We start from the raw sequence: 16332 nt of genomic DNA, 5'->3' as shown, positions 1-16332 counted from the left end.
TTTTTCGTTGTTATCGGCCGTTAGAAACGATTTTTCATTGAGCTACTCGGGCCCTATACTGAAAAAATGGAATCTTATGGGTAGTTAGATATGAGCGATGTATTCAAGCGTTTTCTCAAACTGGAGTCTGCTTCCGGGATCATTCTGATCCTGGCCGCCCTGCTTGCCATCGGCTTGGCCAATTCGGCGCTGGCGCAACACTATCAGAGCTTCCTCAATACCGAGGTGCAGGTTCGCATCGCGGCGCTCGACATCAACAAGCCGCTGCTGCTCTGGATCAACGATGGCTTCATGGCGATCTTCTTCCTTCTGGTGGGTCTCGAGGTGAAGCGAGAGATGCTGGAGGGGGCGCTTTCCTCCCGGGTGCAGGCAACCTTCCCGGCCATTGCCGCCGTGGGTGGGATGTTGGCACCGGCCCTCATCTATAGCTTCTTCAACTACGGAGACGAGGCTACCCGTGCTGGCTGGGCGATTCCGGCCGCAACCGACATCGCCTTCGCTCTCGGGGTCATGGCGCTGCTGGGCAAGCGGGTACCGACCAGCCTCAAGGTCTTCTTGCTGGCGCTGGCCATCATGGACGATCTGGGGGTCATCATCATCATTGCCCTCTTCTACACCCAGCAACTGTCGCTGACTGCGCTGGCGATAGGTGTGGTGGCCACCCTGACCTTGCTCTGGATGAATCGCCGTGGTGAGGACAGGATTGGACTCTATATGCTAGTCGGCCTGGTGCTCTGGGTTGCCGTGCTCAAGTCCGGTGTCCATGCGACTCTGGCGGGGGTCATCGTGGGCTTCATGATCCCCCTCAACGGCAAGCGTTACGCATCGCCACTCAAGCATCTGGAGCATGTGCTGCACCCCTGGAGCGCCTTCCTGATCCTGCCGCTGTTCGCTTTCGCCAACGCCGGGGTATCGCTGGAGGGGGTCTACTTCTCGGCTCTGCTCAATCCGCTCCCCATGGGGATCATCCTGGGGCTCTTCGTCGGCAAGCCGCTCGGGATTTTCACCATCAGCTGGCTGGCAGTGAAATCAGGCATTGCCCAATTGCCGCAAGGAGTGAACTTCAGACAGATCTTTGCCGTCAGCATCCTGTGTGGCATCGGCTTCACCATGTCGATGTTTATCGCATCGCTGGCATTCGAGCATGGCGGACTGGACTACGGCAGCTACTCGCGCCTCGGGATCCTGGCAGGTTCCACACTCGCGGCCGTGATCGGTTACATCGCTCTGCGGATATCGCTGCCCAATCGGGAGGCGAATCAAAGTACGGAGGGGTTATGAGAAAACTAGGATGGTTAGTCATGCTGGCAAGCCCTGCACTCTGGGCAGATAGTCTGGCCGATTGTCAGCGGGATGCCACCTCGGCAAGTTGTTCTGCCTATCTCAACGGGGTGGTCGACAGCGCACTCATGCTGGGGGACTCACAGGTAAAAGCCCGGTTCGGAGAGACCTTCGCCGAACGGGCACTGAGCAGTCGTGCCGGCGAGCGAGTCAAGCTGTCCAACAAGCGCTATTGCACCGAGCGAATGCCGGATGCCGGTCGTCTCAAGGCCCATCTGCAGGCACAGTTCGACGCGAACAAGGTTGACTCGATCAGCGACATGTATGACATTCTGGCGGTTGAACTCAGCTGCTACCGGAGCCCGCCTGGCGCGGGAACCCCATCGGATGTCACACCTTAACTACAACCATCTCTACTATTTTTGGATGACTCAGAAGAAGGGCTCCGTCACGCAGGCGGCGGAAGCCCTCTTTTTGACCCCACAGACCGTGACCGGTCAGATCAAGCTGCTTGAGCAGCGTCTTGGCGGCAAGTTGCTGATCAGAAAGGGGCGCTCCCTTGAGGCCACCGAGCTTGGCCAACTGGTATTTCGCTATGCAGACAAGATGTTCAGCCTCTCCTACGAGATGCTGGATATCGTCAACTACCGCAAGGAGAGCCAGATCCTGTTCGACGTCGGCATCGCCGATGCACTCTCCAAGCGTCTTGCCAGCCGGGTGCTGCTCTCCGTGATCCCCAATGACGGTTCCATTCACCTGCGCTGCTTCGAGTCGACCCATGAACTGCTCCTGGAGCAGTTGAGCGAGCACAAGCTCGACATGATCCTCTCTGATTGCCCGGTGGACTCCAGCCAGCATGCCGGGTTGCTGTCCAAGCGTCTGGGGGGATGCGGCGTCAGTTTCTTCTGCAAGGCGCCTCTGCCCTCCCAGCCTTTCCCTGCTTGCCTGGAAGAGCGCAAGCTGCTCATCCCGGGCCGCCGTACCGCCATGGGTCGTCAACTGACCCAGTGGTTCGAGCAGCAGGGGATTTCCCCCAGTATTCTGGGAGAATTCGATGATGCGGCGCTGATGAAGGCGTTCGGCTTCTTCAACCAGGGCATCTTCATGGCTCCGACCATCTATCGGGAAGAGATCCTGGAGGGGGAGGAGGTGATGCTGCTAGGTGAAACCCAGGATCTGATGGAGGAGTATTACGTCATCTTTGCCGAGCGGATGATCCAACATCCTGCGGTCAAGCGAGTATGCGAGAGTGATTTCTCCTTCCTCTTTGCCGGGCAGGAGGATTTCACGGCCATTCAGCCGGCAAGCCTCTCGTTTTAAATCGACGGTGACGGCGCTATGATGCCTGTCTTGGAAGAGGAGGGTGAGATGCAATTGGAAGAGATGGAAGCGAATGCCGGGCGTGCCGTCACCCTGCTCAAGGCATTGGCCAATGAGCGACGGCTGTTTATCTTGTGCCAGTTGCTGGATAGGGAGCTGTCGGTCGGCGAGCTGAACGAGGTATTGGGATTGAGCCAGTCAGCCATGTCGCAGCATCTGGCGGTGTTGCGCCGGGATGAGCTGGTGGCGACGAGGAAGGAAGCCCAGACGGTCTATTATTCCCTGCGCAGCCATGAAGTGCGTGAGATGATCGGACTGTTGCACAGACTGTACTGTAGCGACCCCAAATAAAAAACCGGCACTAGGCCGGTTTTTTCAGCTTTCATCAGCGGATGCTGATTAAGCCATGGCTTTGATCTGGGCAGACAGGCGGCTCTTGTGACGAGCAGCTTTGTTCTTGTGGATCAGGCCTTTGGTCGCCATACGATCCATGATCGGCTGAGCAACAGCGAAAGCGGCAGTGGCAGCAGCCTTGTCACCAGAGGCGATGGCAGCGATCACTTTCTTCAGGTAGGTACGGGTCATGGAACGACGGCTGGCGTTGTGCTGACGACGTTTCTCTGACTGAAGAGCACGCTTCTTAGCAGATTTGATGTTAGCCAAGGTAAAACTCCTAAAACTGTCTTAGCGAGTGTATTGAAAAGGCCCGGAAATATGCCTTCCCAACCACATATTGTCAAATGATTTGTGCAAATAAACACCGCCCCCCGGTGGTGTGTCAGATGGGAGACGGTTAAACTGTCGGCCGATTCTAACAGCATTCTTTTCTTTCCGACAGTTCCAGAGGCCTCGTCTTGAGTAAGAAATTGATCAAATCCGGCATGATAGTGTCCGGAATGACGCTGGCATCCCGTGTGATGGGCTTGGTGCGCGATGTGGTCATCGCCAATTTGCTCGGTGCCGGGGTGGCCGCAGACGTCTTCTTCTTCGCCAATCGCATTCCCAACTTCTTGCGCCGTCTCTTTGCCGAAGGGGCATTCAACCAGGCCTTCGTGCCCGTGATGACGGAGTACAAGAAAAACGGTGACGAGCAGGCGGTTCGCGAGTTGCTGGCGGCGGTGGCGGGCACCCTGGGTGGCATCGTCACCGTGGTCACCTTGCTCGGGGTGCTGGGTTCCGGTGTCCTGACGGCCCTCTTTGGCTGGGGCTGGTTCTGGGACTGGCTGCATGGCGGACCGGCGGCGGAGAAGTTCGAGCTGGCCAGTCTGATGCTCAAGATCACCTTCCCCTATCTCTGGTTCATCACCTTCACCGCCATGGCGGGGGCCATTCTCAATACCTTTGGCCGTTTTGCCGTGTCCTCCTTCACGCCTGTGTTCCTCAACATCACCATGATTGCGGCGGCCTGGTGGATAGCGCCCTTGATGGAGCGCCCCGAAATCTCCCTGGCGATCGGTGTCTTCCTCGGCGGTCTGGTCCAGTTTTTGTTCCAGTACCCTTTTCTGCGCCAGCTCAACATGCTGGTCTGGCCCAAGTGGGGTTGGCATCACCCCGGGGTGGTGAAGATCCGTACCCTGATGATCCCGGCCCTGTTTGGTGTCTCGGTCAGCCAGATCAATCTGCTGATCAACACCATGCTGGCCTCCTTCTTGGCCACCGGCGCCATCAGCTATCTGTATTACTCTGATCGCCTGCTGGAGTTTCCCCTCGGCCTGTTCGCGGTGGCCATCAGCACCGTCATCCTGCCAGCCCTGGCCCGCAAGCATGTGGATGCGGATCCGGCGGATTTCTCCCGTACCATGGACTGGGGTATGCGAATGGTGATGCTGCTCGGCATGCCCGCCATGGTGGGCATCGCCGTGCTGCGCGAGCCCATACTGCGGGTGCTTTTCATGCGCGGCGAGTTCGGCCTGCACGAGGTGAGCATGTCCAGCGCCAGCTTGCTGGCCTCCACCACAGGGTTGCTCTCCCTGATGCTGATCAAGGTGCTGGCGCCGGGCTACTACGCCCGCCAGGACACCAAGACCCCGGTGCGTATCGGCATCATGGCCATGGTGGCCAACATGGTCTGCAACCTCATCTTCATTTACCCGCTCGGTTACGTGGGGCTGGCGCTCGCTACCGCCTGTTCTGGCACCCTGAACGCCGCCTTGCTGTTCAAGGGGCTCTATCAACAGAATGTCTACCGCCCCTCCCGCAACACCGGGGTGTTCTGCCTCAAACTGCTGGTTGCCACTGTGCTGATGGGGGGGCTGCTCGCCTACCTGTCACCGGATCTCGCCCAGTGGGGCGCCTGGAGCATGGGCAAAGCCAGTCTTGAGCTGACCTTGCTGCTCTGCCTCGGCGGGGCTGTGTACGGGATTGTGCTGGTGGCGCTGGGCATACGGCCACGACACCTGAGAGCCGATCAGCAGCCGTAATAACGGCTTGGAAGCAAGGCGCTGCGGGCTGGTCGGGATAGCAGAGCAGGAGAGGGGGGCCGGGCGACCGACGGGGGAGAATGGCCCTGGCCGAGCCCGGGGAACCGGGCGGGATGGCTGAAATCGGGGTAATGCAGGGCTGACCCTGCCTGCTGCCTGATATATAATCCGCCGATTTCCATGGCAGCAACGCACAAGGCACTGATGGAGCTTATTCGCGGCATTCACAATATCAAGCCCCGTCACCGGGGCTGTGTATTGACCATAGGCAACTTCGATGGGGTTCATCAGGGGCACCACGCGGTGTTGGCCCGTTTGCAGGATAAGGCCGCCCAACTTGGCCTGCCAGCCTGCGTCATGTTGTTCGAACCCCAGCCGCTGGAGCTGTTTGCGGGCAGTGCCGCGCCCGCCCGCCTCAGCCGCTGGCGGGAGAAGTACGAAGCCCTCAAGGGAATGCAGATCGATCGCATGCTCTGCGTGCGTTTCACCCATCGCTTTGCCGAGCAGGCGGCCAGCACCTTCATCGAGCAACTGCTGGTGGAGAAACTCGGCGTGCACTATCTGGTGGTCGGCGACGATTTTCGCTTCGGCAAGGGGCGGGAAGGGGACTTCCACCTGCTGGAGGAGGCCGGTCGGCGCTTCGGGTTCGAGGTGATCAGCACCCAGAGTTTCCAGCTTTCCCGCCAGCGGGTCAGCAGTACGCTGGTGCGCGAGGCCCTGAAAGCGGGCCGCATGGCGGAGGTGGAGTTGATGCTCGGTCGCCCCTATGCCATCAGCGGCCGGGTGGCCCATGGCGACAAGCTGGGGCGCACCATAGGTTTTCCCACCGCGAATCTGGCCCTCAAACGCCAGGTTGTCCCGGTCGGTGGCGTGTTTGCGGTGGAAGTGATATGTTCCGGCAAGACTTTCCCCGGTGTCGCCAATGTGGGTGTACGCCCGACCTTGAGCGGTACACAAGCCAGATTGGAAGTACATCTATTTGATTTTTATGGTGATCTATATGGTCAGCAGGTCAAGGTGCTGCTTCGCCACAAGCTGCGCGAAGAGCAGAAATTTGACTCTTTCACCGCCTTGAAAGAGCAGATCGAACGAGATGCCCTGGCGGCCCGAGCCTGGTTCGGGCTGCCACAATTTCATTTACCCAGCACTCTTTTAGAAAAGAAGGGAACCCAGGACTGATGAGCGACTATAAACACACCCTGAATCTGCCGGAAACCGAGTTTCCGATGCGTGGCGATCTGGCCAAACGCGAACCCAACATGCTGAAACGTTGGTACGATCAGGATCTTTACGGCGCCATTCGCCGCGCCAAAGCGGGCAAGCCTTCTTTCATTCTGCACGATGGCCCCCCCTATGCGAACGGCAGCATTCACATCGGTCACTCGGTCAACAAGATCCTCAAAGACATCATCATCAAGTCCAAAGGCCTTTCTGGCTTCGATTCCCCCTATGTACCGGGCTGGGATTGCCACGGTCTGCCCATCGAGTTGAAAGTGGAAGGCATGGTCGGCAAGCCGGGCGAGAAGGTTTCCGCCGCCGAGTTCCGCGCCGAGTGCCGCAAATACGCCAAAACCCAGATCGAAGCGCAGAAGACCGACTTCATCCGTCTGGGCGTGCTGGGTGACTGGGAACATCCCTACCTGACCATGGATTTCGGCACTGAAGCCAACATCATCCGCTCCATGGCGAAGATCGTGGCCAACGGCCACCTGCACAAGGGCTCCAAGCCGGTGCACTGGTGTACCGACTGCGGCTCCGCGCTGGCTGAGGCCGAAGTGGAGTACTACGACAAGAACTCCCCCTCCATCGACGTGCGCTTCAAGGCCGTCGACGAGGCTGCCGTCGCCGCCAAGTTTGACTGCGCCGAAGGCCACACCGGCAAGGGCGTGATCTCTGCCGTGATCTGGACCACCACCCCCTGGACCCTGCCGGCCAACCGCGCCATCGCCATGCATGCCGATCTCGACTACGCACTGGTGCAGGTTGAGGGCGACAATCCCGAGCGCCTGATCCTGGCCGCCGAGCTGGTCAAGGACGTGATGGACAGGGCCGGCATCGAGAAGTTCCACAACCTGGGCTACGCCAAGGGCGCGGCGCTCGAGCTGCTGCGCTTCAACCACCCCTTCTACCACTTCGACGTGCCCGTGGTGCTGGGTGACCATGTCACCCTGGACGCCGGTACCGGTGCGGTGCACACCGCCCCTGGCCACGGTCAGGAAGACTTCGTGGTCGGTCAAAAGTACGGCCTGGAAGTGGCCAACCCGGTTGGCAGCAACGGCGTCTATCTGCCGGATACCGAGCTGTTTGCCGGCCAGCACGTGTTTAAGGCCAACGCCTCCGTGGTCGAGGTGCTGACCGAGCGCGGCGCCCTGCTTCACCACAAGGTGTTCAACCACTCCTACCCGCACTGCTGGCGCCACAAGACCCCGATCATTTTCCGTGCCACCCCGCAGTGGTTCATCAGCATGGAGCAGAAGGGTCTGCGCAAGCGTGCCCTCGAAGAGATCGAGCGCATCGAGAAAGAGGGCATTGCCCAGCACGGCCAGAGCGGCTGGGTGCCGGCCTGGGGCAAGAACCGCATTCAGGCCATGGTCGAGAATCGTCCCGACTGGTGCATCTCCCGTCAGCGTACCTGGGGCGTGCCCATCTCCCTGTTCGTTCACAAGGATACCCAGGAGCTGCACCCGGATTCCGTCCGCCTGATGGAAGAGGTGGCCAAGCGGGTCGAGCAGTCCGGCATCCAGGCCTGGTGGGATCTGGACAAGGCCGAGCTGCTGGGCGCGGACGCCGACAACTACGAGAAGGTGCCCGACACCCTGGACGTCTGGTTCGACTCCGGCTCTACCCATGCCTCCGTGGTCGATGCCCGTCCCGAGTTCAACGGCAAGCCGGCCGACATGTATCTGGAAGGTTCTGACCAGCACCGTGGCTGGTTCATGTCCTCCTTGATGATCGGCGTCGCCATGAAAGACAAGGCTCCCTACAACCAGGTGCTGACTCACGGCTTCACCGTGGATGGTCAGGGCCGCAAGATGTCCAAGTCCATCGGCAACGTGGTCAGCCCGCAGGACGTGATGAACAAGCTGGGGGCCGACATCCTGCGTCTGTGGGTCGCCAGCACCGACTACACCGGCGAGATGACCGTCTCCGACGAGATCCTCAAGCGCTCGGCCGACGCCTATCGTCGTATTCGCAACACCGCCCGCTTCCTGCTGGCCAACCTCAACGGCTTCAATCCAGCGACCGACATGGTGGCACCTGCCGACATGGTGGTGGTGGATCGTTGGGCCGTGGGCCGTGCCAAGGCGGTACAGGCCGAGATTGTGGCAGCGTTCGACGAGTACAACTTCCACGGCGTGACCCAGAAGCTGATGCAGTTCTGCTCCATCGAGATGGGTTCCTTCTATCTGGACGTCATCAAGGACCGTCAGTACACCGCCAAGGCTGACAGCCTGGCCCGTCGCTCCTGCCAGACTGCCCTCTATCATATCGCCGAGGCCATGGTGCGCTGGATGGCGCCCATCATGAGCTTCACCGCCGACGAGATCTGGGCTCTGCTGCCAGGTGAGCGTGGCGAATTCGTTTTCACCGAGGAGTGGTACGACGGCCTGTTCGGGCTGGAAGCGGGCGAAGTGCTGAACGACGAGTTCTGGGCCGAGATCCTCGCCGTGCGCGGTGAAGTGAACAAGGCGCTGGAAGTGGCTCGTGGGGAGAAGCGCATCGGTGGCTCCCTGCAGGCCGAACTGACCCTGTTCGCCAAGCCGGAACTGGCTGCCCGCCTGAACGCCCTGGCCGATGAGCTGCGCTTCGTGCTGCTCACCTCCAAGGCCAGGGTGGTCAGCGTCGATGCCGCACCGGCAGAGGCCGTGGCGACCGAGCGCGACGACCTGTGGCTCTGCGTGGCGCAGTCTGCCGCCGCCAAGTGCGACCGCTGCTGGCACCATGTGGAAGACGTGGGCACCATCGCGGGTCACGAAGAGATCTGTGGCCGCTGTGTCACCAACGTCGAGGGTGACGGCGAAACGCGTCAATTTGCCTGATGAACATGACTCAGAACGAGATGAACAACAAAACCGGCCTGCGTTGGCTGTGGCTGGCGGTGCTGGCCTTCGTACTGGACCAGGCGAGCAAGCTCGCCGTGGTCAAGCTGCTGCCGTTTGGCTATCCGGGGGTGGAGATCACCCCCTTCTTCAACCTGGTCCACGTCTACAACAAGGGGGCGGCCTTCAGCTTCCTGGCCGATCAGGGGGGCTGGCAGCGCTGGTTCTTCGCCCTGCTGGCGTTTGCCATCTGCGGTCTGCTGATCCATTGGTTGCGCAAGCAGTCGGTGACCCAGCGCTGGAGCGGTATCGCCTACAGCCTGATCATCGGCGGGGCGCTCGGCAACGTGTTTGACCGGCTGGTGCTGGGCCATGTGGTCGACTTCCTCGACTTTTACTGGCAGCGTGCCCACTGGCCGGCGTTCAACCTGGCGGACAGCTTCATCTTCATCGGTGCCGCCATGATCGTGCTGGATGGCTTCCGTGGCGAGAAAAAACAGGACGCGACCTCATGAGCCAGTCGATTGCTGCGGACAGCAGCGTGCTGTTCCACTTCTCTATCAAACTGGAAGACGGCTCGGTGGCCGACAGCACGGCGCTGCACGGCAAGCCGGCCCGTCTGCGGATGGGAGACGGCAGTCTGACGCCGAGCTTCGAGCAATGCCTGCTGGGGTTGCGAGCAGGGGAGAGCAAGAGCTTCACCCTGGTGCCGGAAGAGGCCTTTGGCCTCTCCAACCCCGATAACATCTACCATCTCGACCGCGCCAAGTTCGGTGCCGATGTAGAGCCCAAGGTAGGTACCATCATACTGTTCGACCAGCCCAACGGCAGCGAGCTGCCCGGGATCATCCGGGCGGTGGAAGGGATGTCGGTCACGGTCGATTTCAACCACCCCCTGGCCGGTCACACCGTCACCTTCGAGGTGGAGATCCTGGGGGTTGATGACGAGGAGAAGGTTCACTGATGGATATTCTGCTGGCTAACCCCCGTGGCTTCTGCGCCGGTGTCGACCGGGCCATCAGCATCGTCGAGAGCGCGCTGGAGAAGTTCGGTGCCCCCATCTATGTCCGCCACGAGGTGGTGCACAACCGCTACGTGGTGAACAAGCTGAAGGAGGCGGGCGCCGTCTTCGTCGAGGAGCTGGACGAGGTGCCGGACGACAGCATCGTCATCTTCTCCGCCCACGGCGTGGCCAAGACGGTGCGCGAGATGGCCAAGTCCCGCGCCCTCAAGGTGTTCGATGCCACCTGTCCGCTGGTGACCAAGGTGCACATGGAGGTCCATCGCGCCAGTCGCAAGGGCTCCGAGGCCGTGCTCATCGGCCATGCCGGCCACCCCGAGGTGATCGGCACCATGGGACAGTACGAGAACAGTGAGGGTGGCATGTATCTGGTGGAGACGCCGGAAGATGTGGCCAAACTCAAGGTGAAGAACCCGGACGACCTCTGTTTCGTCACCCAGACCACCCTCAGCGTGGATGAGACGTCAGACGTCATCGATGCCTTGCGTGCGCACTTCCCCAAGATCCAGGGGCCGCGCAAGGATGACATCTGCTACGCCACCCAGAACCGCCAGGATGCGGTGCGGGAGATGGCCGGGCTGGTGGATGCCATGCTGGTGGTGGGGTCGCGCAACTCCTCCAACTCCAATCGCCTGCGGGAGCTGGCCGAGAAGGTGGGGGCTCGTGCCTACCTCATCGATGATGCCTCCATGATTGAGACACAGTGGCTGGACGGTGTGGAACGTATCGGGGTGACGGCAGGGGCTTCTGCACCCGACGTGCTGGTACAGAACGTCATTGGTCGCCTGCGCGAGCTGGGGGGCAAGATAGTGACCGAACATCCGGGTCGCGAGGAAAACGTGGTGTTTGAGGTCCCCCCCGAACTTCGTATCCTCTAATAGAAATGCCGGCCCAGCGCCGGCATTTTTGTGACTAGCGTTTCGTTTTCCATAATAAAAGCAGCGGGTGTTCTCGTTTGAAGCCTGCTTTGCCATTAACAATGTCGATAGTTCTGGTTGAAATTTCGACATTTCCTGATGCCGACCCCAACATGGATGGAACTTACGGAGGGCTTGGCACTGTGCATAACAGGATGTTTGCGCACCTTGGTTTCACGCTCATCAAGCCGATGGTCACCATAGCACTCTTGTCTATCCAGCTGACGCTGGGGCCACATCATTTAACTCATTGATCCAAAACACGAAACTGACTACGCAGTCGAATCAGCTTGTGGCTTCGGTGTAACTGGTCCGCAGTGAGTTACTTCCAACAGTCAGATGGCGTCTTGGTATCGGCCTTGTTGAGGGTCAGAGTAGTACAGCCTGAATCATTGCTTTGGCTGCCTTTGGCTGTGGCTATCAGGGTATAAACCGTAGCGGTAGCGCCAGAGATGGTGAAGGTGTAGTAATCGCTTGTTGGGTTACCCACTTGAGCTGGTGTTCCGCTATAACTCGTATTGGATATGCGAAATTCCTCCTGCTTGAGCTGCATGCTCAGCAGGCCCTTGATTGCCTCGGCGCGACGAGACTTATGCAACCCATCGGTAAAGCTCGGGTAGGCTACAGCCGCCAGGATGGCGACGACAGCCACCACAACCAGCAGCTCCAGCAATGTAATACCTGATTGTTTGGTTCTCATGGGCGGCACGCTCTGGAAACGGTTTGATACTATAGAATAGTACTGACGGTGGGCTCTACTGGCATGGGCAAAAAGAAAGGAGTCTTGGGCTAAATGATGCGCACAGCAGGACGTGTTTCCGGTTTCACCCTGATTGAGCTGTTACTGGCAATGACGGTGGCTGCATTGCTGCTTGCCGTTGCCTTGCCCAGCTATCAGTCATTGCGGCAGGAGCAGATGGTGAGGGCTGCCACACAGGCTATCTATACCGATGTCATGTTGCTCAAATCCGAGGCGGTCAAACGCAATCAGACGCTCAATCTGCTGCTATTCAATAGTGGTACCAGTAACTGGTGCTACCGGGTGCATATCGACGGTAGCTGCAATAGCTGTGCCGATGCTTGTTCCAGCATCGAGGGGCGGAAAGGGGTGAATGCCAGCGAATTCCCCGGTATCACTCTGGTGGCGAGTTACAGTGAGTCGGCGACCAATATCAGGCCGCTCAATATTTCTCCTCGCAGAGGAACGCTGACGGCTGGTAACATTGCCATCTCATCCGGTAGCTACGCCATGCGGGTCGTTACCAACAATGTTGGACGGGTTCGTACCTGTGCCGTCAGCAATGTGAGCGGGGTGCCGACATGTTGAGGCGACATGCAGGCTTCAGTCTGGTGGAGTTGATGGTTTCCATGGTGGCGGGCTTGCTACTGGTGGCTGCGGTGACGACGCTTTTCGCGACGATTCTCAGGGCAAATGGCACGGCCATGAAGGTGAGTCGACTCAATCAGGAGGTTCAGGCGATCACCGACATGATGGCCCGCGATATCGAGCGGGCAGGTTATGATGCCAGTGCCGCTACCTCGACTCGATTGGCATCTGGTGCACTCCCATCCCCCTTCTATTTCGATGCGAGCACCGACCTGATGGATGAAACCGCAACAGGTTCCAACATCTATCGCTGCATCAGGATTAGTTATGATGACAATGAAAACGGTGTGCTGAACAACAGCCCGTCCAGCAGCTTGGAAACTCGGCTTTATAGTTACAGCAGCACAGATAAGGGAGTCAAACTCGCTACGGGGGCCAGTCCCACTTGTAATAGCGGTAGCCTCATTTCGACCGATAACACCATAGAAATAACCCAGCTTACTTATCGTCTGCTTTCCAGCAGTCAGGTGAGCGGTGCCAGGGCAATTCAACTCAACATTTCGGGCCGCTACAAGGACAATACTGAGCTGACCTTGAACTTGCAGCGTGATATCAAGTTGCGTAACGATGGATACTGACTATGAGACCCCAATCTGGTTTTACCACCCTGAGCGTAACTCTGATCCTGATGCTGATTTTGTTGGCGCTCTCCCTGCTGGTGGGCAAGGTGTTGGTGAGCGATCGTCGGATTAGCCTTAATGAAGTTCAATATCGGCAGGCTGTGGCGCTTGCCGAGCAGGGACTGTCCGATGGATTTGGGCGCGTTGCCAGCGTTGACTGGCGGGGCAGCGTTACCATTTCTGGGGCGCTGGGGAGCTATACCGTGCTGGCGCAAAATGCCAGTGCGGCGGTGGTCGGGGGGACTACCGTAGTGCCGGTGGTTATCAGATCCGTGGCCACCTTAAAGGATGGGCAGGCCCAGGCGGTGGCAGAGGCGAAATATGTGTCAAAACCGGTGGTGACGGATATCCCGGGAGCGCCCTTGACGTTGGCGGGTGGGGGAGGGATCGGTGGTACAGGCATTGTCCTTGCCAACCCCAATGGCGGTGGACCGGGAGTCCCCGTCTCTGTCTGGACGGATGAAACTCTTGATGGTCATGGTAATTGGGAAACTTGTCATGCGGAAAATTACTCCGGTGGCAATTCATGTTCTGACAATATCAGCAGTGCGAAAGATGGAAAAAAATCTGACATCAAGGAATCTGACCCTGATTTTCCTAAGGACTTGGTCAAATACCTATTTGATATCGATGGCACCGTCACATCTGGTAATGAATGGTGGAATAAGTTAGGCGTGGCAAAAGTTGCCTGCAACGATTTGGCAACCACAGCGGCAAAAATCATCATGGTGACAGGGAACTGTAGTCTGCCTGATCAACTTGGCTCCCAGTCATCACCGGTGGTGCTTATTGTCAAGGACGGCGACATCACTATGAATGCAAAAAGTAATTTCAGTGGCTTGTTGTTTGCCTATTCAACCCCCACTTCACCCACGGCAACGCCCACAAGCTATAACATAAAGCTTAATGGGGGAGCAACCCTTAATGGTATTTTTGTCGCAAACTACGAGATGGACAAATTAAATGGAAACTATCTCGTCAAATATGACGAGTCGATATTGAATGCAATTAAGCATGGGGTGGCGTTCAAAGAGCTTAAAATAGTGCCAGGTTCCTGGCGCGACTGGTGAGGAGATGAAAATGAAAAGGCAGTTGGGATTTGGATTGCTTGAGATATTGATCGCCATGGTCGTGCTGGGGGTGGCGGTAGCAGGCTTGGTGACATTTTCAAAATCGGCGCTAGTCGCGTCACAAGATGGGCGACGTTACGAAATCGCGATGAGGCTGGCGGAGTCCAAACTCGATGAGTTTCGCAATTTTAACTCTCCCACGTCAGCCACCGCACCACTCACCGCTTACAATGGCATAACCACTAATTCAACGGGCACCACACTGACGCAATCTGGTGATGGCTATACAGTCACTTGGGATGCCAAGGACCAATACTGGAATACTGCGACCTCGGCTTGGCAGAACTCGGCTCCGAGTGGTTATACTGCACCAACGTCTGGCCAGAAAGTCGTCACCGTGACAGTTCGTTGGAAGGATAGTGAAAACAAAGATAAAAATCTGCAGCTTTCGAGCAATATCTCACCCAGTTCATCGCTGCTTAAGAGCCAGTTGAACGGCGGACTGGATTCGTCCCGTACAGGCCCCAAAATAAACATTACCCCAGGCTTGTTACCCGATGTGGTGAGGATTGCGCTGGGTGATGGTATCAATAAAGAATCCAGCAAGCCGGTGCCTAAGCTCTCCAAAAAATCTGACTCCAACAGTTACACGGTTCAATTTGATACCACCACTTACCAGACAACGGGAAACACCAGCCACAAGCTGGCCTTGCAGGATAATGCGGTAGTCTACTGCACCTGTAACAATGCAGGTGCGAGCGGTTCCGCCTACCTGCCGACTAAGCCCATATATATACAGTCAAGCAAGGTACAATACTGGCAGGCTACAAGCCAGTTGAATAAGTCTATAGGTACAGCTACAAGTGGTCAGGAAGAACTATGCGATGACTGCTGCCAGAATCACTATGATGTGAATAATCAAGGTTTTTCAGGCTATTACGCGCCGCTGAATTTGTCACGCTCAAGATATAAACTGAGTGGTAATGATCTGGTTACAGCCAGCAGCGGCGATTATCTTGATGCCTGCAGGTTTATCCGCATCGATGGCATCTATAAACCAGCCCCCGACATGCGCTTGGTCAGTCTGACCACGTTCGCTGACAATTTTCTGAGCAGTAATATCGACCCTAACACCAACAGTAGTATCAACTTGGCCCACTATCAGGCCTATACCACCTATGTAGTGAAAGAGCATGCCAAGTGGCAAAAGATGGCTTTCTCGGGGAAGAACGACAGTAATTGGTCGGCAACCAACTCTTCCCCCGCGATTAAAGACTTCAATACTTGGCTGAGGGACAATCAAACCGGCATTACAACGACGCTGTCTATCGGTGTAAACAAGACAAAGCAATTGATCAGTCGGGGTATCTATGTCGATATCATGTCCCCCAGTTATCTAGAAAATGAGGTATTTAGAAACGGGGCAACAGAACCGGATTTAGCCAAAATACCATTTCAGGATGTCAATATGACTCTGCTGAGTATTTGGAGTCGCAGCGACAGCGACAGTGCGAAGGGCTCCGTTACCAGTGGACCAATAAGCGGCTCTTATAGCCGTGGTCTGTTGACGACCTTGAGAACGACCTATTCCGGCACGCCCGCGGTTGACAGCCCAATTCCCATTACGGCTCGTGCGTATCAGGGGAATTCTGGTGTTGTCGGGGTTGCTGTGCTGCCATCAGATATTACTGATGCTATCACCTCTACGATGCTGGTCAGCATTAGCGGGGCAGGATCAACACAGCCACCGACGCAACCGCCGACGCAGCCACCTGCTGCGGAGCAGACCGAATATCGTTTCGTTCTCGAGTGTGTTGGCTCACGAAATAAAGGTCATCTGGATGAACCAGTTCTCTGTAGCCAGTTTGCCCCATATAACATCGTTACCAGCGATTCGGCGATAGCCTGCAGCCAGGTCTCCATCAATGGCACATCGGCAACGGTAGTCATTGCATGTAAAGGGGTGCCTCCCACCGACCCCAACAGCACATTCAGCCTCACCTTTACCAAGAGTGGTTATCGTATTGAGTCTTCTCCTGTAACGGGTCTCAAACTGCCGGTTGCCGGTGCTCCTCCGATAAATGGAGCATGTGTGAAAATGGTCGAGCAAACTCTGGTGGATGCTAATCCATCCTCATGTACAGGATCTTTAGCTACAACCAATTGAAATAGATAGAAAAAAGGCTTCGTTTGTGATCTGATTTAATCGCAAAAAAAAACCGACACGCCCGAAGCCATGACTATTATCAATGCAAC

Annotated in this window: 16 protein-coding genes; 14 read left to right on the top strand and 2 right to left on the bottom strand. The window is 57.3% G+C overall.

Going from position 1 to position 16332, the window contains the following annotated elements:
• The first annotated feature begins 90 nt into the window (after nt 1-90).
• The 4 genes from nhaA to ACNPAA_RS01950 are packed head-to-tail and all read left to right on the top strand — an operon-like array spanning nt 91 to nt 2952.
• Nucleotides 91-1281, top strand: coding sequence for a Na+/H+ antiporter NhaA (gene nhaA, locus ACNPAA_RS01965; protein WP_049636461.1), 1191 nt, complete (start codon nt 91-93; stop codon nt 1279-1281).
• A 20-nt stretch (nt 1282-1301) separates the two neighbouring features.
• Entirely contained in the window at nt 1302-1682 is a 381-nt protein-coding gene (locus ACNPAA_RS01960; protein ID WP_175429470.1) for a hypothetical protein, read from the top strand.
• Nucleotides 1669-2601, top strand: a complete 933-nt coding sequence (nhaR, locus tag ACNPAA_RS01955) for a transcriptional activator NhaR (protein ID WP_010673095.1) — start codon at nt 1669-1671, stop codon at nt 2599-2601. Before ACNPAA_RS01960 ends, nhaR begins: the two co-directional genes overlap by 14 nt.
• 48 nt (nt 2602-2649) lie before the next feature.
• Nucleotides 2650-2952 carry an ArsR/SmtB family transcription factor gene (locus ACNPAA_RS01950; RefSeq protein ID WP_029313781.1) on the top strand — a complete coding sequence of 101 codons (303 nt, stop codon included), beginning with the start codon at nt 2650-2652 and terminating at the stop codon, nt 2950-2952.
• Nucleotides 2953-3000: 48 nt separating this feature from the next.
• On the opposite strand, the gene rpsT is transcribed toward ACNPAA_RS01950, so the two are convergent.
• Nucleotides 3001-3264 (bottom strand): 30S ribosomal protein S20, encoded by a 264-nt coding sequence (rpsT, locus tag ACNPAA_RS01945; protein ID WP_005308808.1) that lies wholly within the window; start codon nt 3262-3264, stop codon nt 3001-3003.
• A 191-nt stretch (nt 3265-3455) separates the two neighbouring features.
• Here rpsT and murJ point away from each other — a divergent pair, with 191 nt between their 5' ends.
• From murJ to ispH, 6 genes are all read left to right on the top strand, one after another.
• Nucleotides 3456-5021, top strand: coding sequence for a murein biosynthesis integral membrane protein MurJ (gene murJ, locus ACNPAA_RS01940; protein ID WP_143238104.1), 1566 nt, complete (start codon nt 3456-3458; stop codon nt 5019-5021).
• Nucleotides 5022-5225: 204 nt separating this feature from the next.
• Complete coding sequence (gene ribF / locus ACNPAA_RS01935) at nt 5226-6200, top strand: bifunctional riboflavin kinase/FAD synthetase (protein ID WP_368176087.1); 975 nt, start codon at nt 5226-5228, stop codon at nt 6198-6200.
• Entirely contained in the window at nt 6200-9061 is a 2862-nt protein-coding gene (gene ileS / locus ACNPAA_RS01930) for an isoleucine--tRNA ligase (RefSeq protein ID WP_043153062.1), read from the top strand. Before ribF ends, ileS begins: the two co-directional genes overlap by 1 nt.
• Complete coding sequence (lspA, locus tag ACNPAA_RS01925; protein ID WP_042079282.1) at nt 9061-9576, top strand: signal peptidase II; 516 nt, start codon at nt 9061-9063, stop codon at nt 9574-9576. The genes ileS and lspA overlap by 1 nt, the downstream gene beginning before the upstream one ends.
• A complete protein-coding gene (gene fkpB / locus ACNPAA_RS01920) occupies nt 9573-10025 on the top strand; it encodes an FKBP-type peptidyl-prolyl cis-trans isomerase (protein WP_042079281.1) in 453 nt (150 codons plus the stop codon). Before lspA ends, fkpB begins: the two co-directional genes overlap by 4 nt.
• Nucleotides 10025-10960: a 4-hydroxy-3-methylbut-2-enyl diphosphate reductase gene (gene ispH, locus ACNPAA_RS01915; protein ID WP_417891543.1), complete on the top strand. Its 936-nt coding sequence runs from the start codon at nt 10025-10027 to the stop codon at nt 10958-10960. The genes fkpB and ispH overlap by 1 nt, the downstream gene beginning before the upstream one ends.
• A gap of 361 nt (nt 10961-11321) precedes the next feature.
• Here ispH and ACNPAA_RS01910 read toward each other — a convergent pair whose 3' ends face one another.
• Complete coding sequence (locus ACNPAA_RS01910) at nt 11322-11699, bottom strand: type IV pilin protein (protein ID WP_171864922.1); 378 nt, start codon at nt 11697-11699, stop codon at nt 11322-11324.
• A 93-nt stretch (nt 11700-11792) separates the two neighbouring features.
• Between ACNPAA_RS01910 and ACNPAA_RS01905 the strand changes: the two genes are divergently transcribed.
• From ACNPAA_RS01905 to ACNPAA_RS01890, 4 genes are read left to right on the top strand one after another with little or no spacing between them, the layout of a single operon-like run.
• Nucleotides 11793-12326 (top strand): GspH/FimT family pseudopilin, encoded by a 534-nt coding sequence (locus ACNPAA_RS01905; RefSeq protein ID WP_235673795.1) that lies wholly within the window; start codon nt 11793-11795, stop codon nt 12324-12326.
• Entirely contained in the window at nt 12320-12964 is a 645-nt protein-coding gene (locus ACNPAA_RS01900) for a PilW family protein (protein ID WP_109421807.1), read from the top strand. Before ACNPAA_RS01905 ends, ACNPAA_RS01900 begins: the two co-directional genes overlap by 7 nt.
• A 2-nt stretch (nt 12965-12966) precedes the next feature.
• Complete coding sequence (locus ACNPAA_RS01895) at nt 12967-14076, top strand: PilX N-terminal domain-containing pilus assembly protein (protein WP_319899494.1); 1110 nt, start codon at nt 12967-12969, stop codon at nt 14074-14076.
• A 10-nt stretch (nt 14077-14086) separates the two neighbouring features.
• The gene (locus ACNPAA_RS01890; protein ID WP_417891542.1) at nt 14087-16243 is read left to right on the top strand and encodes a type IV pilus modification PilV family protein; all 2157 of its coding nucleotides are present in this window, start codon (nt 14087-14089) and stop codon (nt 16241-16243) included.
• The last annotated feature ends 89 nt before the right edge of the window (nt 16244-16332 follow it).

This window comes from Aeromonas sp. PS2Canimalfood6 (assembly GCF_048276795.1).
Taxonomy (GTDB): Bacteria; Pseudomonadota; Gammaproteobacteria; order Enterobacterales; family Aeromonadaceae; genus Aeromonas; species Aeromonas caviae.
This window is presented reverse-complemented; position numbering and strand designations above follow the sequence as displayed.